Consider the following 26,605-nt stretch of genomic DNA (forward strand, 5'->3'; position numbering starts at 1 on the left):
CGGAGCCGGGGCTGCCGGCTTCGGGCCGGGACGGGGACCGCCCGGCTTCGCTGCGGTCGCCGGGGTGCTCGGCGCGGGCGCGCCGGGCTTGGCAGCCGGACGGGCTGCGGAATCGGCGGACTTCGCCGACGGGAAGGATTCCCGCAGACGCCTGGCGACGGGCGCCTCCACCGTGGAGGACGCCGACTTCACGAACTCGCCCTGCTCCTTGAGCGTTGCGAGTAGTTCTTTACTTGTGACACCGAGTTCTTTAGCCAACTCGTGCACGCGGGCCTTGCCTGCCACTGCTCTCCTCACTGATGAGGTCGAGCAGGAGGCTCCCCTGAGAGGGGCCCGCACGACCTCGGGTTATCTCCGATGGACGATCATCGCTGGTGCTTCACGGTGTGCTCATGAGTGCTTGTGCCTGTTCTGTTCGAGAGGTACTGCTCTGGGTGGGTGCCCTGCTCGTACCCAGTGGTCGACTTCTGACACGTCAACACTTCCGGACACTCGCAACGCTCTGCCGAATGCTCGGCGTCGTTCCGCGAGACTCAGGCAAGCCTCGACGGGGTGCAGCCACGCACCTCGACCGGGAAGCCTGCGCCTCGGGTCCGGGGCGAGAACATGACCTTGCGGCCCGCTCTCACTAACCACAACCCTGAGCAGATCGACAGCCAGCGCGCGCTCCCTACATCCTATGCATGTTCGCACCGGTGAACCGGTAGGAACGCGCGCGGAATCGGGATGCTCATGCTGAACCATTGACCACTCTACCGCCGACTCGCCCCGATCTCCGCATTCCCGGCTCAACGACTGGTCGCGGCGGGTCCGCCTGCCGACTCGGGGGCGGGTGCGGCGTCGCTGCGGATGTCGATCCGCCACCCGGTCAAGCGCGCAGCAAGACGGGCATTTTGCCCTTCCTTGCCGATGGCGAGCGACAGCTGGAAGTCGGGGACGACGACACGCGCGGCGCGCGCCTCGGGATCCACGACAGTGACGGAGACCACTTTCGACGGTGACAGCGCGTTGCCGACGAACCGGGCCGGGTCCTCGTCGAAGTCGATGATGTCGATCTTCTCGCCGGCGAGTTCGCTCATCACGTTGCGCACCCGCTGGCCCATCGGCCCGATACACGCACCCTTGGCGTTCAGCCCCTGCACCCGCGACTGGACGGCGATCTTCGACCGGTGCCCGGCCTCCCGGGCGACGGCGATGATCTCGACCGAACCGTCCGCGATTTCCGGAACCTCGAGCGCGAACAGCTTGCGGACGAGGTTCGGGTGGGTGCGCGACAGCGTGATCTGCGGTCCGCGCTGTCCACGGGCCACACCGACGACGTAGCACTTGAGCCGCTCGCCGTGCTCGTAGTTCTCGCCGGGCACCTGCTCGGCGGGCGGGATCAGACCCTCGGCGCCGCTGGCCTCGCTGCCGATCCGCACCACGACCATGCCGCGCGAGTTGGCGCGGGTGTCGCGCTGGATCACGCCGCCAACGATCTCACCCTCGTGAGTGGCGTACTCACCGAAGCTCCGCTCGTGCTCGGCGTCGCGCAGCCGCTGGAGGATGACCTGGCGGGCGGTGGTCGCGGCGATCCGGCCGAAGCCTTCCGGGGTGTCGTCCCATTCCTCGCCGACCATGTTGCCGTCGGCGTCGACGTCGTGCGCCATCACCCGCACGATGCCGCTCTTGGTGTCGACGTCGATCCGTGCGTGCTGCTGATGCCCCTCGGTGTGCCGGTAGGCGGTGAGCAACGCGGTCTGAATGGTCGAGATGACGGTCTCGATCGAGATGCCCTTGTCGGCCTCGATGGCGCGCAACGCCGCAATGTCGATATTCACTTGTCCAACCCCTCTACTACTTCTTCATCTTCCGACGCGTCTGCGTCCGCGGGTGCCACACGACCCTCGGGAATCCCGCCCGCGAGTTCCAGCTCTCTCGGGTCGGGTTTCGAGAATTCCACCTGCACAACAGCTTTCTGAATGTCCGGGAGCGCGACGCGCCGAACCTCCGGGCCCGTGCGCGAGCCGATCACCACCGCGACCGAGTCGCCGTCGAGGACGCCGATCCGACCCACGACGGTTTCGTTGGCGAGGTCGATACGCGCCTTGCGGCCGCGGGCCCGGCGCCAGTGCCGCTCGTGTGTGAGCGGCCGGTCGATACCGGGAGACGTGACCTCGAGTGTGTACGGCGATTCCCCGAAATCGGACACCGAATCGAAGACCGCGGAGATCTCGTGGCTCAGGTTCGCAACCGCGTCGAGTTCGAGTCCGGCGTCGCTGTCCACCATGATCCGGACTGCGCTGTGCCGACCCGCGAGGGTGACTGCAACGCCCTCCAAGTCGTAGCCCTGGCGTTGCACCAGATCGGAGATGAGCTCCGTCACCCTCTCCTTGGATGGAACCGGCATCGGGGAAGCTCCTCGTTTCAGTTGTCGCTCGTCGTATGTCGTGGTCTCGCAGGTCATCGTGCCGCGCACGCAGCACCGCGAACCCGCCGGGACGGGTTCGAGCATCTAAGAGTAACGCCGATTCGAGGCGCCCGTGACCAGCCCCGGTGCTCGATTCCCGGGATCGCGGCCCGACCTGGCACCATGGACCGGTGCTCATGCCCACCGTCCCCCGGCCCCCGACATCCGGTCCGGCCGTGTCCCGGCGCACCGCTCTCCGGTTCGCAGCAGCCTCGGCCTTCGGCGTCGCGAGCGTCCCCCTGCTGGCGGGGTGCGCCGACGACACGGACTCCGACACCGAGGTCGATTCACTCGTCGCGCAGTCGCGTCTGGCTCGTCGCGACGCCGCCGGTGCGGCGGCCACGATCGCGCTGCTCCCGGATCGCGGCGCGGCACTCGAACTCGTCCGCGCCCAGCGCACCGCGCACGCCGACGCGTTGGATGCCGAAATCGCCAGGGCTGCAGGAACTTACCCGGACGGCACCGCACCGACCACGTCCGCTCCCCCGTCGCCGACTCCGACCGCGCCGGCGCCGCCGCCCGGTCTCGATCAATTGCGCGCCGACCTGGCCGAGTCGCAGCGCAGCGCAGCCGATTCGGCGCGCGCTCTGACCGCCCACCGCGCGGGGCTGTGCGCGTCGATCAGCGCCGCGTGCGGAACGTACCTGGCGGTGGTGCTGCCGTGACGACACCCACCGAAGCCGAGGGGAAGAGCCTCGCCGACGCGCTGACCGCCGAACATTCCGCGGTGTTCGCCTACGGTGTGGTCGCCGCCTTCTCGAATCCCACCCGGGCCACCCAGGTGGCCACCGCCGCCGCAGCCCACCGGGCGCGCCGGGACGGACTCCTGGACACGCTGACCGCGGCAGGACTGACGGCCCCGGCCGCCGAGGCGGGCTACACCCTGCCCTTCCCGGTCACCGATCCGATCACGGCCGCGCAGCTGGCGGCCCAGGTCGAGACCGACACCGCCGTCGCGTGGCGGGCGGTCGTCGAACACGGCGAGACCGAGGACACCCGCACGCTCGGCGTCACCGCGCTGACCGAGGCGGCCGTCCGGGAAGCCACCTGGCGCGTGGCTCTCGGGACCGATCCGGTGACCGACCCGTTCCCCGGCCAGCCCTGACGACGCGCAGGTTCCCGCCCACCGGGATTCTGCACCCACCCGGCGCGTTCCCGGCCTAGCGTCTCTCCCGACACGGTGAACGGCAACGGGAGGACGGCGGCGTGGACGAACGCTCGGTGGAGCAGCGTCTGGCGGACCTGGAGCGGATCGACGCGATCAAGGCGCTCAAGTACCGCTACTGGCGAGCGTGCGACGGCAAGGATCCGGACGCGTTCCGTGCCTGCTTCGTCTCGTCCGGTGCGTCGATAGACTTCGGCCCGCTCGGCCGGTTCGACGACGCCGACCGGCTCACGGACATCTTCCGCGGGATCGCGCTCCACGAAGTGGACGGCAAGCACGTGATCCTTGACATGCACCACGGCTTCCATCCGGACATCGTGCTGCACAGCGACACCGAGGCGTCGGGCGCGTGGACGCTGAAGTTCCGCCAGGTCGATCTGCTGAAGCGGACGGAGACCGTGTCCTCCGGCGAGTACGACGACACCTACCGTCTCGAGGACGGCGGCTGGCGAATGTCGCGATGCCACTTCACCACTCGATGGTCGATCACCCGTCCGCTCGCCCAGGACACGGTGGTGGTCCAGTGAGCGCCGGGGTAGCTCTGGTCACCGGTGGGAGCCGCGGCGTCGGCAAGGGCGTGGCGACGGCGCTGGGCGCCGCCGGGTGGACCGTCTACGTCACGGGGCGCGGCCCGGTGACGGAGGGCGGCCCGCTGTCGGTGTCGGCGCGAAGGGTCACCGGCGCCGGTGGGACCGGCATCGCGGTGGCCTGCGATCACCGCGACGACGAGGACGTGCACAGCCTGTTCGCCCGGATCTCGGACGAGCAGGCCGGCCGCCTCGACCTGCTGGTCAACAACGTGTGGGCGGCCCCCAAGGGATTCGGCGGGTTCAGCACCCCGTTCTGGGAGCGGCCACTGGACGACTGGGACTCGCTGATCGGTGTCGGACTGCGCGCCCATTACGTCGCGTCCGTGGAGGCTGCGCGGTTGATGGTGCCCCGCCGCTCCGGGTTGATCGCGAACATCTCGTCGTTCGGGACCCGCGGGCATCTGCACTCGGTGTTGTACGGCATGTCCAAGGCCGGGCTGGACAAGATGGCCAGCGACATGGCGGCGGAGCTGGCTCCGCATGACGTGCGTGCGGTCTCGCTGTGGCCGGGCATTGTGCGGACGGAGATGATCGTCGCCAGCGGCCTCGAGACCATCGCCGGGTTCCCCGTCGCGGACGCCGAGTCCCCCGAGTTCATCGGCGAGGTGATCTGCGCCCTGCACTCGGACCCGACCCTCCCGCAGCGCAGCGGCCACACCTTCGTCACGGCGGAGCTGGCCGTCGAATACGGCATCACCGACACACAGGGCCGGACCCCGCCGTCACACCGCGAACCGTTCGGCGGCGGCCCCCTGTTCTGAGCCGCTACCTCGCGCGGTCAGTTCACGTCGCGCCGGCGGACGAGCCAGACCGTTCCCAGCGCGAACGCGGCGACGTACCCGGCCAGGAGTAGCACCGACGTGCCGCCGTCGAGGATGTTCAGGACGCCGGGGGTGGTGTCACCGCCGAAGTCTCGGAGCGATCCGGCGAGCGAGCCCGCGGCGGTACCGGGCAGGACGTCCGTCACCACCGACACGGGGTCGAGGACGGCCGCGACCCCGCGGAGGAGGTTTTCGACCACCAGCACCCACACGAGTCCGAGACCGACCGACAACGCCGGCCCCCGTGCGAGAGCGCCGACGAGGACACCGGCGGCGGTCCACATCCCGAGGATGAGCACCCCGGAGGCGAGCGCCTTCAGCATCGCCTCCGCGGCAGGAAGACTCGCCGACTCCGATTCGGCCACGGCGACGACCGAGGCCACCCCGAGATCCACGGCCGCCACCGTGAGAACGAGTCCGATCACCACTATCAGCAGAGCGAGCAGGGTTCCGCTGAGCGCGGCCGATCGCGGAGGCCCCTGGGTGAACACGGTCTTCCACGTCCCCCACCCGTAGCCGCTGCCGATGGTGAGGGCGCCGAGGATGAGCATCAGCGCGCCCCCGAACATGGCCATGCCCTGGGTGAACACTTGCGGCACCGCCGAGGGCAGCCTCTGCGCGAGCAGCGCCTCCGGGGGTGCGGACGACGCCATGTCGGTGGTGCCGCCGGTCGCGAAAGTGATGTAGATCAACTACTCGGCCCTGAAGGGCCGGGTTTGTGCTCACGTTCTCACTGGCTGCGGGAGGGGTGGCTGCTATGGGCGCGGTTGATTGGGCGGCCCTGTACGTGCGATGTCCGAGTGCGGCGATGTTGCGGGCCGCATTGTGGTCGGCGTGACCGGTCCACTGGCAGTGTCGGCATCGGAACGTTGCTTGCGAGACCCGGTTCGCTTTGTCGCAGTACCCGCATTGTGAGCAGGTTCGCGAGGTGTTCCGGGGGTCGACGACAGCGACGGGCACCCCAGACCTCTCGGCCTTGTAGGTGATCTGCGCTCGCAGCTGAGCGTATGCCCAGGAGTGGAGTTGGGTCCGCTGCTGCCGGGCTAGCCGTACCCGGTCGCGGATACCCGACAGGTCTTCCACCGCGATCCCACGACCGGTGCGGACCACCGCACGTCGAGGGTGGCCGGATCGTCGTCGGTGGTGACGGCGAGGTTCACGATCCCCAGATCCACACCCAACCAGCCTTCGGCGGTGTCCGGCGGCGGGGCCGGTTTCGGTGACGGTTCGTCGACGGTGGCATACAGGTAGAAGTGCCCGTCGCGGTAGACGAGGTCCGTTTCACCCTTGCGGGCAGCAAGAAGTGTGCGTTGCCACGGCGCACACACGAACCGCACACCCCGCATCCGCCCAGCCGTGGTCCAGATCGACACGGTCGATACGTCCATTTGCCACGACAGGCACCTGTCGTCGAACGGTTGGGCAGCATATGGCCGGAATGCGACCGCGGTACCGGCCACCGCCGTATACCGGGTCGACCCCGGCCGACCGTAGTTTCCGTTGGTCAGGTTCGCCTGCCGGGTGGCGTACGCGTCGGCAACTTTCCGCAGAACATGCAACGCCGGCTGCGCCGACAGCCCCCGCGTCTTCACCATCGGATACAGCGCGACCTGCAACGCCCGCCGCGACCGCAGTCCCCTCGACTGAGCCACCCCGGCAACCTCATTGCACAACACCAACGTCGACTCCAGCGCCGCAAACTGATCAGCAGTGGGTACGAGCTTGACCACCACAATCCGTTTCACCTCGCACCCACCGCCTCCCCTAGCCGACTAGCCTTCACCGACCCGATGTGTGAATAGATCATGACAGAGGGGTCCGACAAGTCCCGGGGGCAACACTTACTGAATACGATGGCGAAACCATCACGTGCACCTACTGATCCACCCACAGTGCAACTCTGCGCCTTGGTCAACAGCCTCACAGGCGTGTCCACCCGCCGTCTACGGCAAGCGTTCCCCGGACGCAAATGCGAAAACCTGTGGATCAACCACTTCTGTTCGCCCGCAAGCACATCGACGGCCTACCCGCCGCGAGCGACGCACACGGCGACGGCTTCCCGTCACGGTCTTGCTCGTCGTGCTGGCCGTCACGATGCTCTACGTGGCCCGGGGTTACAGGTACGGTCCGGTGTTCCTCTCGCTGTGTGTCCTCACGGGTATCGCGGCCTGGCTGATGCTCCCTCCCCGCCGCCGCGATCATCCGGCAGATGCGCGGGACACTCGACGCCCGCCGGCAACGTGCCGAGGCGGCGGAATGCAGCGCCCTGGACGAGCAGTATCGATGCGCCAGCAGGGAGCGCCTCGCGATCGCCCGCAAACTTCACGATGTTCTCGCACACAGCCTCTAACTGATCACGTGCAGGCCTCGGTCTCACTCGAGCTGTGGGACAGCAGACCCGAAAGGTCCCAGGAAGAGCTGTCCACGATCAAGTTCGCGAGCCGCGACGCGATCGGCAACGTCCACGCGCTGTTGTCGTCACTGCGGGTTTCGGCGAGGACACCCCGTCGATCGCGCCCACCGCACGGATCGGGGACCTGGACGGTGTGGTCGAGCGCGCCCGTGCCGCGGGTCTCGCGGTGACGGAGCCCTTCGGCCGATCGGCCGATTCGGCTCACCGAGTCGCCGATCGGCTTCGGCGAACACACCGCCCTGGTACTCGCGGTCGAGTATGGGCGTGACCCAGCTCGTCGGGGCGGTAACGTCGGATTTCTGGCGTGGGACGCCCGCCAGGTCGCGCAGGTGCGGCGAGTACGCCGTTCCCGGCGAACTCTCCGATGCGTTCCTCCCTGCCCTGGAACTGATGCGGGCCCGGACCTCACGGTCCGGGCCCGCCCGCATTCCGGCAGGGTCACGTCGACGCCAGGACCGCCTTCGATCGTCCCGGCATGAGGGCGGCGGCGACGACCGCGACCGCCACGAATCCGGCTCCCACGTACAGGGCGGGCGCGAGGGCGTCGATGTATCCCGTCGGCGTCAGACTGCCGCCCGCACCGAGGAACACCGCAGTCAGGAGCGCGATCCCCAGCGCGACGCCGATCTCACGGAGCGTTGCGTTGGTCGAACTGGCCGTGCCGTGGTCGGCCTCGGGCATGTCGGCGAGGACGGCGGTCGCGTTGGGGGCGAACGTCAAACCCATCCCTGCGCCCGCCATCACGAACGCCGGAATCATGCTGCCGTACGTGGCGCCGGGGACGATGAGCGACGCCATCCAGAGCAGCGACAACCCCTGCAGGACCAGTCCGGTGACGAGGAGGGTCCGGACTCCCAGCCGCGGCGCGAGCAGGCCTGCGATCGGCGCCACCAGCATGGGTGCGGCCGTCCACGGCAGGGTCCGCAGGCCGGCCTCGAACGGTGAGTACCCCATGACGATCTGGAGGTACTGCGACAGGAGGAAGACGGCGCCCATCATTCCCAGCGTGAACGTCAGCCCGATCACGTTGGCCAGGGAGAACTGCCGGGACCGGAACAGCCGCAGCGGCATCACGGGGAAGGGGGTGCGCAATTCGCGCACCACGAACGCCGCGAGCAGTACCGCCGATGCGACGAGAGCACCGAGCACCGTGGCGCTGGTCCAGCCGTCGTCGTTGCCGTGCACGATGCCCCAGACTCCGAGGAACACGGCGGCTCCGGCCAGGACGACGCCGAGCGGATCCAGCGGCTGCCGCTTGCCCTTCGACTCGCCGAGCGCATAGAGCGCCAACGGGATCGCGACCGCTGCGACGGGGACGTTGATCCAGAACACGGCTTGCCAGGACACCCCGTCGACGACGGCGCCGCCGACCACGGGGCCGAGGGCAACCCCCAGTCCGGAGACGCCGCCCCAGATCCCGATGGCGAGCGCGCGTTTGGCGACCGGCACGGCACCGGCGAGGAGGGTGAGGGAGAGCGGCATGATCGCTGCCGCGCCGACGCCCTGGACGGCGCGCGCGGCGATCAGCATCTCGGAGGTGGTCGACAGGGCCGACGCGATCGACGCGAGCGCGAAGAGCACTATGCCCCAGAGAAATACACGGCGACGGCCGAGGCGGTCGCCCAGCGCGGACAGCGTCAACATCAACGTCGCGAAGGCGAGTGTGTAGGCGTTCATGAACCACTGCAACTGCCCCACCGACGCGCCGAGGTCGCGCTGGATCACCGGGAGGGCGCTGGTCATCACCAGATTGTCGAGTGTGGCCATGAACATCGGTATCGAGGCGGCGACGATCGCCAGCCATACCGGCACCCGCCGGCCGCGGCCCCACCCGGGGGGAGGCGCCGCCGATTCGTGTTCCAGGCGTTCGGAGAGTGTCGTCATGACGGGTCCTCGCATCCGGGTCGTGAGCACGGGAAGAAGAAGTTGTAAGCATCAGATGATTACCTATTTCGAAGACTAGTAATCGACTGATAACATGTCAACATGGCATCGCCCGTGAAACAGACCCGCATGAGCGCGACCGAACGTCGCGAACTCGTACTGGCCGCGGCCTCCCGCGCATTCGCCAGGGACGGCTATCACGGCACCAGCACCGACGCCGTCGCACGCGAGGCCGGGGTGTCCCAGCCCTACGTGGTGCGCATGTTCGGTTCGAAGTCACGGCTGTTCGCCGACGTCTTCGACCGCGCGATGCGTCGGATCATGGACACCTTCGAGCCGTACTTCGACGATGTCGCCGCGGACCCCGAGAACGACGAGTCGTGGCTCCCGATGGGCATCGCGTACACCGAACTGCTCGAGGACCGCGACCTCCTGCTCGTGATGATGCACGGCTTCACGTCCGGCGCGAACCCGGAGATCGGCGCGCTGGCCCGCGATTGGATGTCCCGGCTCTACACGCAGATCCGAACGCGCACCGGGTGCAGCCCCGAACAGGCCCGCACCTTCATCGCCAACGGAATGCTGCTCAACACCCTGCTCGCCATGCAGGTACCCGAGCACGCCGGGCAGGATCCGGCGCTCGAGGAGCTCGCCGTGTGCGCGTTCGGCAACGCCCTGGACGCCGCGGGCTCCGAGAACGCATCCGAGATCGGCGATTTCCGCTCTTGATCTTGCTCATCGGACACACGGCGGGGCACGATGGAAGCGTGCGGAAGGGGCGTCGCCGTGGACCGAGCCGTTGAGTCTCGACTGAGCTATTCCGACCGGGAGGGTCACCACCACACCGTGGACCTCTCCCCCGCTTCCGCGCGCGTCACGATCGGACGGTCGCCCGGTTCCGATCTGCTCCTCACCGAGGACGACGAGGTCTCGCGGCTCCATGCCGTCCTCGAATGCGTCGGCTCGCACTGGACCATCCTCGACGACGGGCTCTCCCGCAACGGCACGTTCGTCAACGGCGAACGGCTGGCGGGGCGCCGACGGCTCCGCCAGGGCGACAGCATCCGCATCGGCGGGACGAAGATCCGGTACCTGGAATTCGGCGGTTCTCTCGACGAGGCCACCCGGATGGGAACCGACATGCCCGAGGTCCGGTCCCTCACCGACACCCAGCGCGCGGTCCTCACGGCGCTGTGCCGGCCGTACAAGCACGGCGCCGCATTCGCGAATCCCGCGTCGAATCAGCAGATCGCCCAGGAACTGTTCCTCAGTGTCGACGCGATCAAGACTCACCTCCGGGCGTTGTTCGCGAAATTCGGCGTCGGCGATCTCCCGCAGAATCAGAAGCGGGTCAGCCTGGCCGAGCGGGCCATGCGCAGCGGCATCATCAACGAGCGCGATCTCTGATCAGCCGACGGCCATCAGTTCGCGGTCGAAAGCGGCGGTCTCACCGTGCGCGATGCGCTCGACGAGGCCGATGATCGCGAGGGCGACGTCGGCGGCGCGCTCGAGGATTACCGAGTGCCCGGCTCCGTCGACGCTCACGAGTTCCGAAGCGGGGAGCTTCGAGGCCATGGCGACCGAATGCTGGAACGGGGTGAGCATGTCCACCGAGCCGCACAGAATCAGCGACGGAATGTGAGCGAGTGCGGCCAGGGAGTGCCGCTCGTCGAACCCGAGCAGGGATTCGAGGAAACTCGACATGGTGACGACGGACGTCGTGTTGACCATGGCCGAGACCAGAGCGGCAAGCCTCGGATCGACGGCCCGATTGCGGGCGCTCGCCGCGCGGGCAATCGCCGTGCAGACGGTGCGTCCCACTCGCTTCGATCCGTGCACGACCCGGGGTGCCCGGCGCACCGCGGTGCGGAACAGCGACACCGCGGGGCTACGCAGGTGACGACCGAGACCGGCCTCGGCGAGATCGAACGCCGCAGTGGAGATCAGGGCCATGCCGACGATCCGCGAACCGATCGTGTGCGGGTTCTGCCGCGTGTACGACAGCGCGGTCATCCCGCCCATCGAGTGCCCGATGAGGACGACCGGACCGTGCGGTGCGACGGCGTCGAGCACGGAGCCGAGGTCGCGGCCGAGCTGATCGATCGTGTAGGTGGCGGCCGGCGCCTCCCCCGACTCTCCGTGTCCGCGGTGATCGTAGAAGACCATACGAACATCGTTGCGCCAGAAACGAACCAGCTGTTCACGCAGTGCCCACCAGGATTCGGTGCGCAGGCAGTGACCGTGAACGAACACCACGGTGGTGGCTGCGTCGGGCGAACCGAACTCGCGAACCGCCAGCGCGATCCCGTCGTCGGTCCGAACCGTGAGGCGACGGCCCTCGTGCTCGTGTGCAACCGGGGTGTTCGTCATGATGGCCTCCTCGGTTTCTTCGCTCGCGGCTGGTAAAGCGTTACGTTCTTGCTTGTCCTCTACTGTGCCGCGCACGGTCCGACCCGACCAGGACCCCCAGTGGTGGCCAGTGCACCCGGAGGTGTTGTGCTTTCCACCCCTGGGGTGGGTGGACGCGGGCACGCCGAAGCCCCCTCGGCGAGGGGGCTTCCGCACAGCAGATGTTCCCGCCGCAGCGTCAGGTCGTCTCGCTCGCGGGACCCGCCTCGATCGTGCGATGCTCACCGGTTCCGAGGCTGGAGACCTCGATCCGCCGCGGCTTCGCCCGTTCGGCGAGCGGGATTGTCACGCTCAGGACACCGTTCTCGTAGGACGCCGAAATGCGGTCGGGGTCGACGCCGTCGCCGAGCGACAGCTGGCGCCGGAACGTTCCGCTGAACCGCTCGGAGGCGATCCATTGCACGTTCTCCTCGGACGGCGCGCTGCGATGAGCCGTCAAGGTGAGCGTGCCGTTGTCGACACTGACGTCGACGGAACCGGGATCGACGCCCGGCAGGTCGGCGTGCAGGACGTAGTGGTCGTCGACCTTGTACAGATCCATCGGCATGAATCGTGGTACCCGCGCGGTTCCGGATTCCGTGCCGAGGAGACTCTTGGTCATGGATTCGAGGTCATTGAAAGGATCGAAGCGAAGCACAGCAACACACCTCCTGCATCACTCGAGGCGCCCGCCACCCCGACGGGAGCCAGATTCACTGTGCATCGCTAATTTAGCACTCGACACCCGAGAGTGCCAGTTCGGGAGGACCCTGGAATCTTCGCCTTGTGAGGTCCGGTTCCGGGGTCCTCGCCGCGACGTACCGACCGGTCCGGGCCGCTCGCGACTGGAGGGTATTCTCTACTGCCACTTCAGAATGCGGTGCACGGACCGGCGCGACCAGGCACCCTGGGGTGCGAATCCCGTCACCCCCAGGGTTGCCCCTGGCCGCCGCCGAAGTCGTAGCCGCCGACGCTCGCTCCGTCCGGACCGGCGTTGATGCCGTCGATCGCGATCACGGTGCCGACAGCCGCTCCGCCGATCGTCACGGTGCCGCCCTGAGGGTTCTGTCCGGGCGCGAGGTTGCTCACGGACGGGTCGTCGGCGGGGGCGTCGGGTGCCGCCGACGCGATGCCGGCGCCTGCGGCGAGGACGAAGAATGCGGCGGCGACGGTGGCACCCGTGCGCGTCAGAGCAGTGGTGAAATCGAAGGACATCGACATGAAAGAACCTTTCACAGTGTGTGGTGCCGGGGAGGCGGCGTGGGCAGTACTGACGCCGAGGGGCCGGCACCCGCGGGTGGCGGCCCCTCGAACTTCAGGAAGATCGCGCAGTCACGACGCGGTCAGATGCAGAAGATGAACGAGCAGTTTTCGGTGCTGTCCCCGGCGCCCGCGCCGCCGGCGCCACCCGCACCACCGGTGGCAGGACCACCGTTTCCACCGTTGCCGCCGTTGGCGTTGCCGCCGTTGGCGTTGCCGCCGTTGCCGACGTTCGTGTTGACCGTTGCACCGTCTCCGACCGCTGCGCCACCGATGATGACGCCGCCGGAGTTGTCGACGTTGCCATTTGCGGAGCCGCCGTTGGCGCTACCGCCTGCGCCGCCGGCGCCGCCCTCCGAACTACCCGGAGCCCCGGCACCGCCGGCTCCACCAGCGGGGTCGGCCGAGGCGATTCCTGCTCCGGCAGTGAGGGCGAAGCCCGCGATGGCGAGAGCGGAAAGGGTGCGCTTGAGGGTGTGTGTCATGTGTGGATCTTTCTGTGGGGGTGGGGTTTTGCTTGCCACATAAGAATGCGCCGATCGGACCCACCCGACCAGGTACCACAGGGGGCGCAACCGGCACCCCGAGGGATGACGCCACCCCACCCCCGTAGAGCCGTGTCTACGGCCGCATTTCGTAGGCGCCGTCGTAGTTCTCCACCTGCGCCCACACCCGCGAGAACCGCTCCGCGTCGACCACCGGGCGGCGTATCGCGCCGAGCGCCCACTTCTGCTGCGCCTCGGTGGCAGACGATTTGCCGTGCAGCGCAACGGCATAACCGGAGAAATCGCGGATCTGGAAATCGAAGATCTGGTCGATCAGATCGCGGTCGACGCCGGCGATCGCGGCCTGCTCGAGAATCAGGTGCCCGTAGACCACGAGCGAGAACAAGTGCCCGAGGTCGAGCAGGAAGTCGAGATCCTTCTGCTGGGCCGCGTCGGGCGGGGCGGTGGTGAGCAGTTCCCTCAGCGCGGTCGCCTGCTCGTGGAAGCGAGCCACGTTGGGGACGTCCGAGTGCGCCTCGTAGGTCTTCGTCCAGTCGTGGAACTGAATCTTGCCGGCACCGCGGGTCGGGCCCTGGGCCCAGAAGAACGCATCGTCGGCGGCGTCGAGCCGGGTGCCGATCTCCGGGTACTCCGCCGGGTTGAGCAGGTAGTTCGGCATGAACTTGAGGATCAGGCCGACGTTGACGTGCACGGTGCCCTCGAGCTTCGGCAGAGTGCCGATCAGCTGGGCGGCCTCGCGGAAGTAGGTGTTCTTCTCGTAGCCCTTCGCCGCGATCACGTCGTGCAGCAGCGCGATCACCTTCTCCCCTTCGGAGGTGACCTTCGCCTTCGTCATCGGGTTGAACAGCAGGTACCGGCGATCGTCGAGACTCGCGCTGCGGAAGTAGTCGACCGAGCGTGCGCTGAACAGCTTCATCGCGATCAGCCGGCTGTAGGCGTCGACGAAGTTTCCGCGCACGTGCGCGAAGTCGGTGACGGGGCTTCCGTACAGAATCCTGTTGTGCGCGTGGGTGATCGACTCGTAGAACGCGTGCTCGGAGATCCCGATGGATCCTGTGCACAGGTTGAACTTGCCGACGTTGACCGTGTTGAGCGCGGCCTCGAACGCGGCCACCCCCGTGTGGAGAATGTCCTCTTCCCGCACCGGGTAGTCCTCGAGCCGGAACGTGCTGACGTACATCTGGCCGTGCACCACATTGCCCTGCAGGTGGTAGGCCGGGTGGCGGCTGTCCGCGACGAAGAAGACGTACCCGTCGCTGCCCTCCACATCGGTGCGCCTGCCGAACACCGACACCATGCCCGCGACGTTGCCGTTGCCGATGTAGTACTTGTCGCCGCTCGCGGTGAACGCCAGATCCGGGTCGTTGTCGGCGGGGGTCAGCAGCATGTCCGTCGAGTAGACGTCCGCGCCGTGCTCTTTCTCCGACAGACCGAACGCCAGCACCCCGCCGTCGTCGAGGAGCGTCGCTGCCCGTTCCTTCGCGGCGCGGTTCCCGCTCATCCAGATGGGGCCGAGACCCAGGATGGTCACCTGCCACGCGTACCAGTACGCGAGACCGTAGAAACCGAAGATCTCACTGAGGGCGGCGTTGCGTGCGGCATCCCAGCGCTTGTCCGGATCGCCGCCCGCCAGGTCGGCGGGGGTGAGGAACTTCGCGAACAGCTTCTCCCGTTTCACGAACTCCAGGAAGTCGTCGGGCCACACGGCCTCGAGATCGTCCTCGAGCAACCGCTTCTTGCCCCGAGACTCGAACCACTCGATCAGCGCCCGCAGCAGTCTGCGCGTCTCCGGATCGAAATGCTCGGGATCGTAGGAGGTCGGATCGAACAGCAGGGAATTCGTCACAGCAGGCCTTTCGTCCGGACGTGTCAGGCCAAGCTAACAGTCCGGACGAAAGGCGTGGGGCGGTTTGATCAGCCCCTGACGGTCTCGACGATCTCGCTCAGCGCGGACTCGGCGGCCACCTCGCGGCTCTCGCCGGTGAAGCGGTCGCGGACCTCCACCTTGCCCTCGCCCCAGCCGCGGCCGACGACCACGACGAGCGGGACACCGAGCAGTTCGGAGTCCTTGAACTTCACGCCGGGCGACGCCTTGCGATCGTCGAGGATCACCTCGAGACCGGCCTTGTCGAGTTCGGCGGCGAGTCCCTCGGCACCTTCCCGGGCGGTCTCGTCCTTGTTGGCGATCACCACGTGCACGTCGGCGGGCGACACCTCGGCCGGCCAGCGGAGGCCCTTCTCGTCGTGGTGCTGTTCCGCGATCACGGCGACGAGGCGGGAGACGCCCACGCCGTAGGACCCCATGGTCGGGCGGACGGGCTTGCCGTTCTCGCCGAGCACGTCCACGGAGAACACGTCGGTGTACTTGCGGCCGAGCTGGAAGACGTGACCGATCTCGATGCCCCGCGCCGCGACGAGCGCACCGGCGCCGTCGGGGGACGGGTCGCCGTCGCGGACCTCGGCGGCCTCGATGGTGCCGTCCGGGGTGAAGTCGCGGCCCGCGACGAGCCCCACCACGTGCTTGCCCTTCTCGTCGGCTCCGGTGATCCAGCTGGTGCCGTCCACGATTCGGGGGTCGACGAGGTAGCGAACTCCGTTGGCCTGCAGCGCCTTCGGTCCGACGTATCCCTTGATCAGGAAGGGGTTGGCCGCGAAGTCGGCCTCGGTGAGCAGTTCGAACTCCGCGGGCTCGAGAGAGGCGCCGAGACGCTTGTCGTCCACCTCACGGTCGCCGGGAACGCCGATGCCGAGCAGTTCCCACTTGCCACCGGGCTGCCGGGTCTTGACGAGGATGTTCTTCAGCGTGTCCGCGGCAGTGACGGTCCTGCCCAGGTCGGCGCCGTTGGCCCAGTCGACGAGCGTCGCGATCGTGGGGGTGTCCGGGGTGTCGTACACCTTCGCGGCGGGAAGTCCGTCGAACGGCACCGGCTCGGGAGCCAGCGTCTTCACGGCCTCGACGTTGGCGGCGTAACCCGACTCGAGGCAGCGGACGTAGGTGTCCTCACCGATCTCGCTCTCCGCGAGGAACTCCTCCGATGCGCTGCCGCCCATCGCACCGGACGTCGCCGACACGATCACGTACTTGACGCCGAGCCGGGTGAAGATCCGCTCGTAGGCGTCGCGATGCGCCCGGTACGACTCGGTGAGTCCCTCGTCGGTGAGGTCGAAGGAGTACGAGTCCTTCATGACGAACTCGCGGCCGCGGAGAATGCCTGCCCGCGGGCGCTCCTCGTCGCGGTACTTGGTCTGCACCTGGTACAGGGTGACCGGGAAATCCTTGTACGAGTTGTACTCCCCCTTGACGGTGAGCGCGAACAGTTCCTCGTGGGTGGGGCCGAGCAGGTAGTCGCCGCCCTTGCGGTCCTTCAGCCGGAACAGTCCGTCGCCGTACTCGGTCCAGCGGTTGGACGCCTCGTACGGTTCGCGCGGCAGGAGCGCGGGCAGGGAGATCTCCTGGGCACCGATGCCGTTCATCTCTTCCCGCACCACCCGCTCGACCTCACGCAGCACGCGCAGACCCAGTGGCAACCACGAGTAGACGCCGGGCGCGATGCGACGCACATAACCGGCGCGGACCAGCAGCTTGTGGCTGGGGACCTCGGCGTCGGCGGGGTCGTCGCGCAGAGTGCGGAGGAACAGGTGGGACAGGCGGGTAATCACGGGATACCAGAATAGTCGGCTGGGACGGGGACGGGCGCGTCGGTAGGGTTTCGTGCGTGCTGGTGCTACTTCCTCCCTCCGAAACCAAGTCCGACGGCGGCGCCGACGCGCCCCTCGACCTGGCCGAGCTATCGATGCCGCAGCTCACCGAAACCCGCGAAGTGCTGGTCCAGGCGCTGGTCGCGCTGGCGGCAGACGGGGAGGCGTCGCAGCTCGCGCTCGGCCTCGGCCCCACCCAGGCCGACGAGATCGAGCGCAACGCCAAACTATGGGTCTCCCCCACCCGGCCCGCACTCGAGCGCTACACCGGTGTGCTGTTCGACGCGCTCGACGCGAAGTCGTTCACCAAGGCGCAGAAGTCCAAGGCGCTGTCGCGGCTGGCAATGGGGTCCGCGCTGTTCGGTGCGGTGCGCGCGGGTGACCTGATCCCCGCCTACCGATTGTCGGGCGGATCGAAGCTCCCGGGGCTGGGCACTCTCCGCGCGTTGTGGAAACCGGAACTGAGCCGGGCGATCGCCGCGGAAGCGGACGGCCTCGTCGTCGACCTGCGGTCGGGGACGTACCAGCAACTCGGACCGATCCCCGAGGCCGTGATCGCCACCGTCCTCACCGAGAAGCCGGACGGCACCCGCACCGTCGTCAGTCATTTCAACAAACACCACAAGGGTCTGCTGGCGCGTGCGCTCACCGTCTCCCGCGCCGAACCCCAGGACGTGCGCGGGGTGGCGCGGGTGGCGTCGAAGGCGGGCCTGCGCGTCGAGGTGGCGTCGGACCGCGAGCTGATCATCCTCACCGACTGACCTGTGAGTACTTATTAACCGCCGGCGGTTAATAAGTACTCACAGGGGCTTTATTCGGGCTTGACTGCCAGGACCGGTTTGCGGCAGGACAGCAGCAGGCGCTGGGCGGTGCTGCCCATCAGGAGCTTCCCGACCGGGGTGCGGTCGCGGATGCCGATCACGAGCAGTTCCGCGCTTGGCGCCGTCATGGCCTCGAGAATCACGTCGACGGTCTCGTCTCCCACGATCTGCCGGACCTCGTGGTCGACCCCGCTCGCGGCCAGCTTGCCTTCGAGTTCCTCCAGGTGGGCGTTGTCGGCGAACGACTGGTCGGCGAGGGAGTCGCCCTTCGACGTGTTGATCACGAGCAGCGACGTACCGCGCAGCTGCGCCTCCGCGACGCCGTGTTCGAGGGCCGCCGCTCCGAACTGGTCGGGGGTGTATCCGACGACGATCATGCGTGTGCCTTCTCTCTGGTGTCGGTGGAGTCGCCACCGGCCGGTCCGTCGGGGAAATCGGGCGCCGCGACGGGGTAGTGCGCGCGGACGACCTTGGCGACGAGGGGTGCGATGAGGAGCACTGCGATCACGATATAGACGATGATCGCGACGGGCTCGGTGAACAGGCTGCCCCAGTCACCGCCACCGAGCTGCAGGCTCTGCCGCAGTTGGCGTTCGATGCGCGGTCCGAGGATGACGCCGATGATGAGCGGCAGCACCGGCAGCCCGAACCTCCGCATCATCAGACCCATCAGTCCGAACGTCAGCAGCAGCGCGAGGTCGAGCCACTGGAGGTTGACGGCGAACGCGCCCAGCGCGGCGAAGAACAGGATGCCCGCGTAGAGGTAGGGGCGCGGCGTGCGGAGCAGCTTCGCCCACAGCGGTGCGAGCGGAAGGTTGAGCACCAGGAGCAGGAAGTTGCCGATGAACAGGCTCGCGATCAGCGTCCAGATCAGCAGCGGTTCCTTCTCGAACAGTGTCGGTCCCGGCTGGATTCCGTACGACACGAATGCCGTCAGCATGACCGCGGCCGTGGCGTTGGTCGGCAGGCCCAGCGACAGCATCGGCACGAGTGTGCCCGCCGCGGACGCGTTGTTGGCGGCCTCGGGACCGGCGACACCTTCGATGGCGCCCTTGCCGAATTCGTCCTTGTGCTTCGACAGCTTCTTCTCGGTGATGTAGGAGAGGAAGGTGGGCAGTTCGGCACCGCCTGCGGGAAGTGCGCCGAACGGGAACCCGTAGGCGGTGCCCCGCAACCACGGCTTCCACGAACGTTTCCAGTCGCTCTTGCCCATCCACGGCCTGCCGACGGGAATGACCTCGGCCGGCTTGCGGCGGAGGTGAGCGGCCACCCAGAGGGCCTCACCGAGTGCGAACACGGCGACCGCGACGACGACGATGTCGATCCCGTCGGACAGCTGCGGGATGCCGAACGTGGCACGCGGCTGGCCGGTGAGGAAGTCGATGCCGACCAACCCGATCGCGAGACCGAGCAGCAGGGAGATGCATCCGCGGAGCTTCGAGGTTCCGAGGACGGCCGTGACGGCCACGAGGGCGAGCAGCATGATCGCGAGGTAGGACGGGGCTCCGAGGGTGACCGCGAAACTCGACACCATGGGCGCGAACAGCACCAGGAGCATCGTGCCGATCGACCCGGCGACGAACGACCCGATCGCGGCGGTCGCCAGGGCCTGCGCGGCCCTGCCGGCTTTCGCCATCTTGTTGCCCTCGATCGCCGTGATCACCGACGACGACTCCCCCGGCGTGTTCAGCAGGATCGACGTCGTCGACCCGCCGTACATGCCGCCGTAGTAGATGCCGGCGAACATGATGAACGCTGCGCTCGGGCTGACGTTGTAGGTGACGGGAAGCAGGAGTGCCACGGTCATGGCCGGTCCGATGCCCGGGAGGACGCCGACCGCCGTGCCGAGAAGGACGCCGATGCACGCGTAGAGCAGATTCATGGGGGTGGCTGCTTGCTCGAACCCCTGCAGCAGCCAGTTCAGATTGTCCATGTCAGAGAATTCCGTCCAGAATGCCTGCGGGCAGCGGTATTCCGAGCCCGACGTAGAACGCGTAGAAGCTGCCGAATCCGAGCACGGCCCCGATGGCGATGTTCCGCACCCAGTGCCGGCTGCCCAGAATGGTTGCGGACCCGGCGAACAGGATGGTGCCGATGATCGCCCAGCCCAGGAAGTCGACGAGCGCGATGGTCACCACGAACAACCCGACGAGCAGGCCCACCGTCTTCCAGTCGCCCGGGGATTCCGGATCGACGTCTTCGCCGCTGTCGGCTTCCCCGGTGGAGCCCCTCATGATCGCGACGGCGAGCAGCACGGCGAAGACCAGCAGTCCCCCACCGATGACGAGCGGGAACAGTCGCGGACCCACCGGGTCGACCTTCGCGAAGCCGTCGCTGAGCGACAGTGCGTCGACGATGAGGAACACCCCGATCACGGCCATCACCGCGCAGACGATGAACTGTGCGTAGTCCCTCCGCTTCGGCGCCGGCGCCGTGTCCGCGGAAACGGCGGACGGTTCTGCGGGCGCGGTCATGTCAGCCCCAATTCGGCCAGGGTGGACGAGACCCGCTCGTCCTGGTCCCGGAGGAACTGCTCGAACTCCGGTCCCGTCGTGAAGGCGTCACTCCAACCGTTCTTCACCAGGGCCTCCTTCCATTCCGGTGTGTCGTGCAACTTTTCGAGCGCCTCGACCATGTCGGCCTTGGCACCGTCGGACAGTCCGGGCGGCGCCAGGATTCCCCGCCAGTTGGTGAAGGTGAGGTCCACCCCGGCCTCCGTGAGTGTCGGCGCGTCGATACCTTCGACCCGCTCGTTCCCCGACACCGCGAGGACCCGGACCTGGCCTGCCTCGATCTGGTCGACGTACTCGCCGAGTCCCGACGTGCCCGCGGTGATCTTCTGGCCGAGAAGGGCCGTCAGCAGGTCGCCACCGCCGTCGTAGGACACGTAGTTCACCGCGTTCGGGTCCACTCCGACCGCGCGCGCCGTCTCCATCGGGAACAGGTGGTCCGGCCCGCCGGGCGAGGACCCGCCGCCGATGGTGATCGACGCCGGGTCGGCGCGCCATGCGGCCACGAAGTCGTCGATGGTCTGCAACGGTGAATCCGCGGGCACGAGGATGCCCTCCTGCTCCTCGACCACCTTGGCCAGCGCGGTCGCCTCGGACACGCGCGCGGTGGATCCGTTGGTGTAGCCGGCACCGACGACACCCAGGCCCATCATCATCATGAGGTCGTCGTTGCCGGCCTCGTTCATCAGCCTGGCCATCGCGACCGTTCCACCTGCGCCGATCACGTTGAAGACCTCGACGCGGCCGGTGATGCCCTCGTCTTCCATGATCTTCACCGCGGTGCGCGCCGTGAGGTCGTAGCCGCCGCCCGGACTGTTCGGAACCATCATCCGCACCCTGTGCAGGCCCTCGTCCTCGCCGCGGGTGACCCCGCAGCCGGCCACGAGGAGGCCTACGAGCGCGAGCAGGAGCAGCGCGCGTACCCTGCTCCCGCTACCTGTTCTCGACATCGTTCCTCATTTCGCCATGAATGTGATCTTCCGCAATACTGAACCTCAGGGGTGATGCACGTCACCTATGCGAACGAAACGGAACTTAAGTTCATTGTGGTCACCACTTCATCCCCGCGTGCGTAGCCTCGCGGGCCAGGTCCTGCTCCTCCAGCTCGTCGTCGTCGGCGTCGTGCTGCTCGCGGTAGCCGCCGTGTCGGTGCACCAGTCGACCGTGGAGTTCCGTGACCTCCAGGGGCAGCGCATGATCGCGGTCGCCGAGAACGTGGCGTCGACGCCGGTGGTGCGCGACCAGCTGTCGGACCGCTCGGTCGAGCGCGTGCTGGCGCCCGAGGTCGATCGCGCCGTCAACCTGTCGGGCGCCACACTCGCCGAGATCGTCGCGCCGAACGGGGCGGTGACCGTGTCGTCCGATCCGACGCGGCTCGGGGTGCCCGCGGAACTCGGCGCCAGCGATGTGATGACCGGGCGGGCCTGGTCGGGCGACGTCGACGTCGACGGACGCCGCGCCATCGTCGGACACGTCCCGATCCTGTCCGCCACCGGGGACGTCCTCGCGGTCGTCTCGGTCAGCGACGACTACCCGTCGGTCTGGGATCTGCTCAGCAGCGCCGGGGCGCGCCTGCTCCTGTATCTCGGAATCGGTGCCGGTCTCGGGCTTCTCGGCTCGTGGCTGCTGTCCCGCCGGATCAAGACCCACACCCGTGGACTCGAAATCGCCGAGATCGCAAGCCTTGCCGACCATCGCGAGGCCCTGTTGCACAGCATTCGCGAGGGTGTGGTCGCGGTGAACCCCGACGGGGTGATCACCGTGCTCAACGACAGCGCCCAGGAACTTCTCGACCTCCCCGACGACGCCGTCGGCCGACACGTCGACGACGTCGCGCTCGACCCCGCCGTCCGGCAGTACCTCCTCAACGGGGAGGACGGCCGCGACGTGGTGCTGTCGACGTCGTCGCGCATGCTCGCGCTGAGCCGGCGAGCAGCCACCAGCCAGGGGCACAAGATCGGCACCGTCACCACGATGCGCGACAGCACCGAACTGGCGTCCATGCAGAGCCAGCTGTCGTCGCACAAGAGTGTCACCGACACCCTGCGCGCGCAGACGCACGAGTTCGCCAACCAGCTGCACACGATCTCGGGTCTGACGCAGCTCGGCGACTACGACGCCGTCACCGAATTCGTCGGCACCCTCACCCGCCGTCGAGCGGAGATCAGTGACGCTGTCACACAACGCATCTCGGATCCGGCCGTCGCCGCGCTGCTGATCGCGAAGACGTCGCTCGCCGCCGAGACCGGGGTGTCGCTGACATTGGAACCCGACTCGCACCTGCACGCCCTCGACCCCGAGCTCGCCACCGACGTGATCACCGTCCTCGGCAACCTCATCGACAACGCCGTCGACGTGTCCGAGGGCGGCCGGGACGCGCGGATCTCGATCCGGATCACCGACGACGACGGCATTCTCATCGAGGTCGCCGATTCCGGCCCCGGCGTTCCCGAGACGATGCGGGAGGAGATCTTCTCGCGCGGTGTCACGTCGAAGCCGGGCACACCCGGTGGCCGCGGAATCGGGCTCGCCCTGGTCCGTCTCGTCAGCTCCCAGCACGGCGGCTCCGCGGCCGTCTCGGACGCACCCGGCACCGGTGGTGCCTTGTTCACCGTCCACGTTCCGCGTAGCTAGACTCTCCGATCATGACGGGACGGCGTGGCGATGTATGAGGTCCTGGTCGTCGACGACGACTTCATGGTCGCGGAGATCCACCGCCGATTCGTCGACAAGACACCGGGGTTCACCACCGTCGGGGTGGCGCGTACCGCCGCCGAGGCCCTCGAATCGGTGCGCACCGCACACCCCGACCTCGTGCTCCTCGACGTGTACCTGCCGGACATGTCCGGCCTCGACGTCCTGCAACAACTGCGCGCGGAGGGCAACGCGGTCGGCGTCATCATGATCACCGCCGCCCGGGAGATCGACACCGTCAGCCGCGCGCTACACGGCGGCGCCTCCGATTATCTGGTCAAACCGTTCGACTACACGCAGCTGCAGGAAAAACTCGAGAACTTCCGCCGCCGCGCCCGCGCCCTCGAATCACAGTCCGGCGCAGACCAATCCCTGATCGACTCCCTGTTCGGGGGCAAGGGCAAGAATCCGGAACCGAGCCGGCTCCCCAAGGGGCTCAGCGCCGAAACCGGTCGCCTGGTGCTCGACATCCTGCGGTCGAAGGGCGAGCTGTCGTCGACCGAATGCGCCGAACTCGCCGGACTGTCCCGGGTCAGCGTGCGCCGTTACCTCGAGCACTACCTGTCCGAGGGTCTACTGGAGGTCCGGCTCGAATACGGGGGCGCGGGCAGGCCCGTCCGCCGGTACCGGCCTGCCCCACGCTGACACGGTCGGTCAGGATCGGGTGCAGGCGCCGGCGAGGGCGAACGGTGTCGAGTCGCCGGCACCGCGACGCTCCGCGCGGTCCAGCAGGGCGATCGTTCCGGAACCGAACGTCGGCGAGTAGGACACCGAGTCGGTGCACCCGCCGTGGTCGAGGCCGCCGACGAGGGCGACGACCCGCGAACCCGTGATCCACGGGCCGCCGCTCGTTCCCTCGCCCAGCCCGTCGCAGACCACCGTGGGGTAGCTGTCCGTCGACGTGGTCGCGGCGGTGCACGACACCGGACCGTCACCGAGGGTCGGATAGCCGGTCACGGCCACGGTTGTCGCGGGTTCGGGCGCGGACGCCAACTCGAATCCCCTACCGACCACCGATTCGACGGACGCCGGCACAGTGGTTCCGCTCGGGGCCACCCGGAGAACGGCGTAGTCGTGCTGCGGGTCCTGCGACTCCAGCCAAGCGGGGTCGACGTAGATCTGGGACACCGTCCACAGTCCGAACGGGGACACGCCACGATCGAATCCGGGTGCGAACGACAGCGCACCCCCGGACCCTGCGATGCAGTGAGCGGCAGTGAGCACGAGGTCGCCGTCCGCGCTGTCCAGAACCGATCCGGTGCAGACGTGGAGCGGTGTGCCGGCCAGGAACAGCGGGCCGACGCGAGGATCCGGTGCGTCGGGCGCAGGCGCGGCGGCGGCCGAACCCCCGGCTACGCAGGAAGCCAGGAGCAGGACCACCGCGGCTGCCCCCGTGACGGACGAGCGGGAGGGCGTGACCACAGGATCATCATGCTCCGCTCGTCGCGCTCGGGTAGGCCGATTTCTGCTACCGGCCGCCGGTCAGCTGCGTGGCGGAAGCTGCTGCAGCGCCCACTCGTTGCCGTCGGGATCGGCGAAGTAAACGAAGCGCCCCCACGCCAGGTCCTGCACCTCGCTGACGGGAACGCCGCGGGCCGACAGCTCGGCGTGGGCGGCATCGGCGTCGTCGATGACGATCTGCAACCCGTGCACCGAGCCGGGCGGGGTGTCGACCAGGCCCTCACCGACGGCGATCGAGCACGCCGACCCGGGCGGTGTGAGCTGGACGAAACGCACGTTCTCGTTCACGCGGTGGTCGTGATCGACGACGAAGCCGACCTGGTCGGCGTAAAACGTCTTGGCCCGGTCCACGTCGGACACCGGCAGGATGATCAGCTCGATTTTGTAATCCATGACCGGATGCTATAGACGGCGTCCGACAACCGGGCCGAAACCGGGCCGGACCGCGTTCACGCCTGTTGCGCGGCCTTCTCGGCGGCCTGCGCCTGCGCGACCTGTTGCGGGGTGAAGCGGATGAACATCGCGGCCAGTCCCGCGATGAGGGCGCAGCCTGCGCTGCCGACGAGGGCGAAGGTGTACCCGTTGCCGAGCGCCTCGAGTTGCGTCGGATTCATGTCGGCGACCTTGCCGGAGATGCCGCCGAGGGACAGCGTGCGTGAGGTGGCCATCGCCCCGATGACGGCCAGGGCGAGGGGTCCGCCGAGGGTTTGCGCCACCTGGGCGATGGCGGCGAGCGGACCGATCTCCGTCTCCGACACTCCGGCGATGGCGCACAGCGGGAGCGGGACGACGGCAAGTCCGACACCGAATCCGATCCCGATGACCGGCACGAACAGGTTGCCGAGGTAGGTGGCGGAACTGTCGAGGGTCGAGCCGTAGAGCAGCCCGACCACCATGATCGCCGCGCCGGCGACCACGAGCCACCGGGGCTGGATCCGCACGGCGAGCTTGGACGCCACCGCGGCCGCGCCGCCGAGGCCGAACGCGAACGGGATGAACGCGAGGCCCGCCTCGAGGGGGCTGTAACCGAGAATGTCCTGGACGAACAACGCGACGAAGGCGGCGACGGTGAACATGACGGCACCGGCGAAGAAGATCGCGACGAGCGTCGCCACCCGATTCTTGTCGCGGAACAGGGAGAACGGCAGCAGCGGGTTGTCGGCGGTCCGTTCGACGTACAGGAACGCGCAGAACAGCAGCAGTCCGGCGACGAGCGCCCCGATCACGTAGGGACTCCCCCAGCCGAGTTCCGGACCCTCGGTCAGCGCGAATACGACGCCCGTCGCCGCGACCGTGGCGAGAACCGCCCCGGGAACGTCGAGGGCCAGGCGCTCGCCCGCGGTCTCCTTCAATGCCACGAACGCGCACCCCACGATGACGACACCGATGGGCACGTTGATGAGGAAGATCAGTCGCCACGACACCTCGGTGAGCGCGCCGCCGATGATCAAGCCCGCGATCGATCCGATGCCCGTCATGGCCGCGAAGATCGCGATGGCCTGATTACGCGCAGGTCCGGCCGCGAACGTGGTCGCGACCAGGGCCAGCGCCGTCGGGGACGCCACCGCGGCGCCGACACCCTGCAGGAACCGGGCGGCGATCAGCATGAACTCGCCCACCGCGAGACCGCACAGCAGCGAGGCGACGGTGAACAGGGCGACACCGCCGACGAACATCTTCTTCCGGCCGAACGCGTCGCCGAGCCGTCCGCCGAGGAGCATGAGGCCACCGAACGCCAGCGCGTAGGACGTCAGCACCCAGTTGCGGCCGCTGTCGCTGAGACCGAGATCGGCTTGCAGCGGCGCGAGCGCCAGGTTGGCGACGGTGCCGTCGAGGACCACCATCATCTGCAGCCCGCTCAGCACGATGATCGCAAGCCCCATCACACGGGTGGCGGCGGGCGGATTCACCGTGGCTCTCGCCGCAGACTTGTTCGACGCGGAT

Annotated in this window: 31 protein-coding genes and 1 pseudogene; 10 read left to right on the plus strand and 22 right to left on the minus strand. The window is 68.1% G+C overall.

Annotation, left to right across the window (positions count from 1 at the left end; all coding sequences use genetic code 11):
- The 4 genes from HGB39_RS23565 to rimP form a co-directional block, all read right to left on the minus strand.
- A partial coding sequence (locus tag HGB39_RS23565) for a translation initiation factor IF-2 N-terminal domain-containing protein (protein ID WP_312029807.1) occupies positions 1-285 on the minus strand: 285 nt, incomplete at its 3' end.
- Between the two features lie 105 nt (positions 286-390).
- Positions 391-744 (minus strand): YlxR family protein, encoded by a 354-nt coding sequence (locus HGB39_RS23570; protein ID WP_081276610.1) that lies wholly within the window; start codon positions 742-744, stop codon positions 391-393.
- Positions 745-788: 44 nt separating this feature from the next.
- Complete coding sequence (gene nusA / locus HGB39_RS23575; RefSeq protein ID WP_005240670.1) at positions 789-1,820, minus strand: transcription termination factor NusA; 1,032 nt, start codon at positions 1,818-1,820, stop codon at positions 789-791.
- On the minus strand, positions 1,817-2,389 hold the full coding sequence (gene rimP / locus HGB39_RS23580) for a ribosome maturation factor RimP (protein ID WP_043788091.1): 573 nt from the start codon (positions 2,387-2,389) through the stop codon (positions 1,817-1,819). Before rimP ends, nusA begins: the two co-directional genes overlap by 4 nt.
- Positions 2,390-2,586: 197 nt before the next feature.
- Between rimP and HGB39_RS23585 the strand changes: the two genes are divergently transcribed.
- The 4 genes from HGB39_RS23585 to HGB39_RS23600 all read left to right on the plus strand — a co-directional run bounded on the left by HGB39_RS23585 (position 2,587) and on the right by HGB39_RS23600 (position 4,965).
- Entirely contained in the window at positions 2,587-3,114 is a 528-nt protein-coding gene (locus tag HGB39_RS23585) for a hypothetical protein (RefSeq protein WP_064080736.1), read from the plus strand.
- A complete protein-coding gene (locus HGB39_RS23590; protein ID WP_005261410.1) occupies positions 3,111-3,554 on the plus strand; it encodes a ferritin-like domain-containing protein in 444 nt (147 codons plus the stop codon). Before HGB39_RS23585 ends, HGB39_RS23590 begins: the two co-directional genes overlap by 4 nt.
- Before the next feature lie 101 nt (positions 3,555-3,655).
- A complete protein-coding gene (locus tag HGB39_RS23595) occupies positions 3,656-4,141 on the plus strand; it encodes a nuclear transport factor 2 family protein (RefSeq protein ID WP_054248970.1) in 486 nt (161 codons plus the stop codon).
- A complete protein-coding gene (locus HGB39_RS23600; protein WP_081276609.1) occupies positions 4,138-4,965 on the plus strand; it encodes an SDR family NAD(P)-dependent oxidoreductase in 828 nt (275 codons plus the stop codon). The genes HGB39_RS23595 and HGB39_RS23600 overlap by 4 nt, the downstream gene beginning before the upstream one ends.
- 17 nt (positions 4,966-4,982) lie before the next feature.
- Here the strand turns inward: HGB39_RS23600 and HGB39_RS23605 are convergent, their stop codons facing one another.
- From HGB39_RS23605 to HGB39_RS38945, 3 genes and pseudogenes are all read right to left on the minus strand, one after another.
- Positions 4,983-5,717: an ABC-2 transporter permease gene (locus tag HGB39_RS23605; RefSeq protein ID WP_064080734.1), complete on the minus strand. Its 735-nt coding sequence runs from the start codon at positions 5,715-5,717 to the stop codon at positions 4,983-4,985.
- A 175-nt stretch (positions 5,718-5,892) separates the two neighbouring features.
- A pseudogene (locus tag HGB39_RS38940) lies at positions 5,893-6,135 on the minus strand (IS200/IS605 family accessory protein TnpB-related protein); the annotation flags it as partial.
- Positions 6,069-6,677 carry a transposase gene (locus HGB39_RS38945; protein WP_240960286.1) on the minus strand — a complete coding sequence of 203 codons (609 nt, stop codon included), beginning with the start codon at positions 6,675-6,677 and terminating at the stop codon, positions 6,069-6,071. The pseudogene HGB39_RS38940 and the gene HGB39_RS38945, both read right to left, overlap by 67 nt.
- Before the next feature lie 557 nt (positions 6,678-7,234).
- On the opposite strand from HGB39_RS38945, the gene HGB39_RS23615 reads away from it, so the two are divergent.
- On the plus strand, positions 7,235-7,375 hold the full coding sequence (locus HGB39_RS23615; RefSeq protein WP_005572109.1) for a hypothetical protein: 141 nt from the start codon (positions 7,235-7,237) through the stop codon (positions 7,373-7,375).
- 4 nt (positions 7,376-7,379) lie between these two features.
- Here the strand turns inward: HGB39_RS23615 and HGB39_RS23620 are convergent, their stop codons facing one another.
- Both HGB39_RS23620 and HGB39_RS23625 read right to left on the minus strand, forming a co-directional pair.
- Positions 7,380-7,643, minus strand: a complete 264-nt coding sequence (locus HGB39_RS23620; protein WP_240960285.1) for a hypothetical protein — start codon at positions 7,641-7,643, stop codon at positions 7,380-7,382.
- A 233-nt stretch (positions 7,644-7,876) separates the two neighbouring features.
- Entirely contained in the window at positions 7,877-9,322 is a 1,446-nt protein-coding gene (locus HGB39_RS23625) for a DHA2 family efflux MFS transporter permease subunit (protein ID WP_005565347.1), read from the minus strand.
- 102 nt (positions 9,323-9,424) lie between these two features.
- Between HGB39_RS23625 and HGB39_RS23630 the strand changes: the two genes are divergently transcribed.
- Together HGB39_RS23630 and HGB39_RS23635 are read left to right on the plus strand one after the other, a co-directional pair.
- On the plus strand, positions 9,425-10,051 hold the full coding sequence (locus HGB39_RS23630) for a TetR/AcrR family transcriptional regulator (RefSeq protein ID WP_005565346.1): 627 nt from the start codon (positions 9,425-9,427) through the stop codon (positions 10,049-10,051).
- 30 nt (positions 10,052-10,081) lie between these two features.
- The gene (locus HGB39_RS23635) at positions 10,082-10,729 is read left to right on the plus strand and encodes an FHA domain-containing protein (RefSeq protein WP_043943784.1); all 648 of its coding nucleotides are present in this window, start codon (positions 10,082-10,084) and stop codon (positions 10,727-10,729) included.
- Here the strand turns inward: HGB39_RS23635 and HGB39_RS23640 are convergent, their stop codons facing one another.
- The 6 genes from HGB39_RS23640 to HGB39_RS23665 form a co-directional block, all read right to left on the minus strand.
- Positions 10,730-11,692 carry an alpha/beta fold hydrolase gene (locus HGB39_RS23640; protein WP_005261400.1) on the minus strand — a complete coding sequence of 321 codons (963 nt, stop codon included), beginning with the start codon at positions 11,690-11,692 and terminating at the stop codon, positions 10,730-10,732.
- 217 nt (positions 11,693-11,909) lie between these two features.
- Positions 11,910-12,368: an Hsp20/alpha crystallin family protein gene (locus HGB39_RS23645; protein ID WP_005261399.1), complete on the minus strand. Its 459-nt coding sequence runs from the start codon at positions 12,366-12,368 to the stop codon at positions 11,910-11,912.
- A gap of 266 nt (positions 12,369-12,634) precedes the next feature.
- Positions 12,635-12,931 carry a hypothetical protein gene (locus HGB39_RS23650; protein ID WP_005261398.1) on the minus strand — a complete coding sequence of 99 codons (297 nt, stop codon included), beginning with the start codon at positions 12,929-12,931 and terminating at the stop codon, positions 12,635-12,637.
- Positions 12,932-13,053: 122 nt separating this feature from the next.
- Positions 13,054-13,455 (minus strand): hypothetical protein, encoded by a 402-nt coding sequence (locus HGB39_RS23655; protein WP_005565344.1) that lies wholly within the window; start codon positions 13,453-13,455, stop codon positions 13,054-13,056.
- Between the two features lie 136 nt (positions 13,456-13,591).
- Positions 13,592-15,322: an acyl-CoA dehydrogenase family protein gene (locus tag HGB39_RS23660; protein WP_064080733.1), complete on the minus strand. Its 1,731-nt coding sequence runs from the start codon at positions 15,320-15,322 to the stop codon at positions 13,592-13,594.
- 68 nt (positions 15,323-15,390) lie between these two features.
- Positions 15,391-17,136 (minus strand): proline--tRNA ligase, encoded by a 1,746-nt coding sequence (locus tag HGB39_RS23665; protein WP_005565341.1) that lies wholly within the window; start codon positions 17,134-17,136, stop codon positions 15,391-15,393.
- Positions 17,137-17,192: 56 nt separating this feature from the next.
- Between HGB39_RS23665 and yaaA the strand changes: the two genes are divergently transcribed.
- Complete coding sequence (yaaA, locus tag HGB39_RS23670; protein WP_005565339.1) at positions 17,193-17,936, plus strand: peroxide stress protein YaaA; 744 nt, start codon at positions 17,193-17,195, stop codon at positions 17,934-17,936.
- A 50-nt stretch (positions 17,937-17,986) separates the two neighbouring features.
- Here the strand turns inward: yaaA and HGB39_RS23675 are convergent, their stop codons facing one another.
- The 4 genes from HGB39_RS23675 to HGB39_RS23690 are packed head-to-tail and all read right to left on the minus strand — an operon-like array spanning position 17,987 to position 21,456.
- Entirely contained in the window at positions 17,987-18,373 is a 387-nt protein-coding gene (locus HGB39_RS23675; protein WP_005259244.1) for a universal stress protein, read from the minus strand.
- A complete protein-coding gene (locus HGB39_RS23680) occupies positions 18,370-19,929 on the minus strand; it encodes a tripartite tricarboxylate transporter permease (RefSeq protein ID WP_005240632.1) in 1,560 nt (519 codons plus the stop codon). Before HGB39_RS23680 ends, HGB39_RS23675 begins: the two co-directional genes overlap by 4 nt.
- 1 nt (position 19,930) lies before the next feature.
- Positions 19,931-20,470 (minus strand): tripartite tricarboxylate transporter TctB family protein, encoded by a 540-nt coding sequence (locus HGB39_RS23685; RefSeq protein WP_005565338.1) that lies wholly within the window; start codon positions 20,468-20,470, stop codon positions 19,931-19,933.
- Positions 20,467-21,456: a Bug family tripartite tricarboxylate transporter substrate binding protein gene (locus tag HGB39_RS23690; RefSeq protein ID WP_005259246.1), complete on the minus strand. Its 990-nt coding sequence runs from the start codon at positions 21,454-21,456 to the stop codon at positions 20,467-20,469. Before HGB39_RS23690 ends, HGB39_RS23685 begins: the two co-directional genes overlap by 4 nt.
- A gap of 67 nt (positions 21,457-21,523) precedes the next feature.
- Between HGB39_RS23690 and HGB39_RS23695 the strand changes: the two genes are divergently transcribed.
- Together HGB39_RS23695 and HGB39_RS23700 are read left to right on the plus strand one after the other, a co-directional pair.
- Positions 21,524-23,140, plus strand: a complete 1,617-nt coding sequence (locus HGB39_RS23695; RefSeq protein WP_052023961.1) for a sensor histidine kinase — start codon at positions 21,524-21,526, stop codon at positions 23,138-23,140.
- A 30-nt stretch (positions 23,141-23,170) separates the two neighbouring features.
- Positions 23,171-23,845, plus strand: a complete 675-nt coding sequence (locus HGB39_RS23700; protein ID WP_005565335.1) for a response regulator — start codon at positions 23,171-23,173, stop codon at positions 23,843-23,845.
- Between the two features lie 9 nt (positions 23,846-23,854).
- Here the strand turns inward: HGB39_RS23700 and HGB39_RS23705 are convergent, their stop codons facing one another.
- The 3 genes from HGB39_RS23705 to HGB39_RS23715 are packed head-to-tail and all read right to left on the minus strand — an operon-like array spanning position 23,855 to position 26,544.
- Positions 23,855-24,622: a trypsin-like serine peptidase gene (locus HGB39_RS23705; protein ID WP_005565334.1), complete on the minus strand. Its 768-nt coding sequence runs from the start codon at positions 24,620-24,622 to the stop codon at positions 23,855-23,857.
- Positions 24,623-24,682: 60 nt separating this feature from the next.
- Positions 24,683-25,054 (minus strand): glyoxalase superfamily protein, encoded by a 372-nt coding sequence (locus HGB39_RS23710; protein WP_005259260.1) that lies wholly within the window; start codon positions 25,052-25,054, stop codon positions 24,683-24,685.
- A gap of 56 nt (positions 25,055-25,110) precedes the next feature.
- Positions 25,111-26,544 (minus strand): MFS transporter, encoded by a 1,434-nt coding sequence (locus HGB39_RS23715; RefSeq protein ID WP_051055328.1) that lies wholly within the window; start codon positions 26,542-26,544, stop codon positions 25,111-25,113.
- Positions 26,545-26,605: the final 61 nt, after the last annotated feature.

Origin of the sequence: Rhodococcus opacus (assembly GCF_012396235.1) — a bacterium.
In the GTDB taxonomy this organism is placed as follows: Bacteria; Actinomycetota; Actinomycetes; order Mycobacteriales; family Mycobacteriaceae; genus Rhodococcus_F; species Rhodococcus_F opacus.

What these genes read in the sequence shown, in the direction of transcription:
- HGB39_RS23570 (WP_081276610.1), bottom strand. Translation starts at nt 744, where the DNA reads ATGGTTCAGCATGAGCATCCCGATTCCGCGCGCGTTCCTACCGGTTCA.
- rimP (WP_043788091.1), bottom strand. Translation starts at nt 2,389, where the DNA reads ATGCCGGTTCCATCCAAGGAGAGGGTGACGGAGCTCATCTCCGATCTG.
- HGB39_RS23585 (WP_064080736.1), top strand. Translation starts at nt 2,587, where the DNA reads ATGCCCACCGTCCCCCGGCCCCCGACATCCGGTCCGGCCGTGTCCCGG.
- HGB39_RS23615 (WP_005572109.1), top strand. Translation starts at nt 7,235, where the DNA reads ATGCGCGGGACACTCGACGCCCGCCGGCAACGTGCCGAGGCGGCGGAA.
- HGB39_RS23625 (WP_005565347.1), bottom strand. Translation starts at nt 9,322, where the DNA reads ATGACGACACTCTCCGAACGCCTGGAACACGAATCGGCGGCGCCTCCC.
- HGB39_RS23630 (WP_005565346.1), top strand. Translation starts at nt 9,425, where the DNA reads ATGGCATCGCCCGTGAAACAGACCCGCATGAGCGCGACCGAACGTCGC.
- HGB39_RS23635 (WP_043943784.1), top strand. Translation starts at nt 10,082, where the DNA reads ATGGAAGCGTGCGGAAGGGGCGTCGCCGTGGACCGAGCCGTTGAGTCT.
- HGB39_RS23640 (WP_005261400.1), bottom strand. Translation starts at nt 11,692, where the DNA reads ATGACGAACACCCCGGTTGCACACGAGCACGAGGGCCGTCGCCTCACG.
- HGB39_RS23650 (WP_005261398.1), bottom strand. Translation starts at nt 12,931, where the DNA reads ATGTCGATGTCCTTCGATTTCACCACTGCTCTGACGCGCACGGGTGCC.
- HGB39_RS23655 (WP_005565344.1), bottom strand. Translation starts at nt 13,455, where the DNA reads ATGACACACACCCTCAAGCGCACCCTTTCCGCTCTCGCCATCGCGGGC.
- HGB39_RS23675 (WP_005259244.1), bottom strand. Translation starts at nt 18,373, where the DNA reads ATGATCGTCGTCGGATACACCCCCGACCAGTTCGGAGCGGCGGCCCTC.
- HGB39_RS23680 (WP_005240632.1), bottom strand. Translation starts at nt 19,929, where the DNA reads ATGGACAATCTGAACTGGCTGCTGCAGGGGTTCGAGCAAGCAGCCACC.
- HGB39_RS23685 (WP_005565338.1), bottom strand. Translation starts at nt 20,470, where the DNA reads ATGACCGCGCCCGCAGAACCGTCCGCCGTTTCCGCGGACACGGCGCCG.
- HGB39_RS23690 (WP_005259246.1), bottom strand. Translation starts at nt 21,456, where the DNA reads ATGTCGAGAACAGGTAGCGGGAGCAGGGTACGCGCGCTGCTCCTGCTC.
- HGB39_RS23695 (WP_052023961.1), top strand. Translation starts at nt 21,524, where the DNA reads ATGCGAACGAAACGGAACTTAAGTTCATTGTGGTCACCACTTCATCCC.
- HGB39_RS23700 (WP_005565335.1), top strand. Translation starts at nt 23,171, where the DNA reads ATGTATGAGGTCCTGGTCGTCGACGACGACTTCATGGTCGCGGAGATC.
- HGB39_RS23710 (WP_005259260.1), bottom strand. Translation starts at nt 25,054, where the DNA reads ATGGATTACAAAATCGAGCTGATCATCCTGCCGGTGTCCGACGTGGAC.
- HGB39_RS23715 (WP_051055328.1), bottom strand. Translation starts at nt 26,544, where the DNA reads ATGGGGCTTGCGATCATCGTGCTGAGCGGGCTGCAGATGATGGTGGTC.